1 pseudogene is annotated in these 549 nt (G+C 66.7%); it reads right to left on the reverse strand.

The features are described from left to right. Positions 1 to 419, reverse strand: a pseudogene (locus tag FNQ90_RS26200) (hypothetical protein); the annotation flags it as partial. Between the last annotated feature and the right edge of the window lie 130 nt (positions 420 to 549).

Here is a 549-nt window from a genome sequence, read left to right on the forward strand (position 1 = left end):
GCGGCGGGGGTCGTCGAGTCGGAGGGAAATGCCAGGTCGCGGGGGAGGTGATGGATGATGGTGCGGGTGGTCAGTCGCCCGCCCGGGCCCTGTTCGACGCGGCGCTCGAGGAAGCCGATCTCCTCCAGCTCGCGCAGTGCACGGCGGATCAGGGTGCGGCCCTCACGCCATCGGGCACACAGCGACTCCACCGTCACCGAGGTGCCCTCGGGGGCCCACAGGATGTACAGGCCCATCGCGACCGTCAGCTCGATGGTCGCACGGGTGATCAATTCATTCGCCGCGAGGGTGTAGTTCTCGGTGTGCCGGACGTAAAGATGGCACACGCCGCCCGCCGGGCGGCTAAGCTGGTTCTCAGCCATCGGGAAGGTCTGCTCTTCCTGATCGGTCAGGCCCTCGGCGGGATTGCAGTCCCGCACGGGGGCCGAAGCTTTTTTACGGTTGTGGAAGCGACCATAACCCCACCGGGCCGCCGGAATCGCCCCGGGTACTTCGAAAGAGTGAGCACTATTTTTTCGTGGACGCCGCGAACGCCGCTCCGGGGAGGGT

Source organism: Streptomyces alkaliphilus (genome assembly GCF_014141535.1).
Lineage (GTDB): Bacteria > Actinomycetota > Actinomycetes > Streptomycetales > Streptomycetaceae > Streptomyces > Streptomyces alkaliphilus.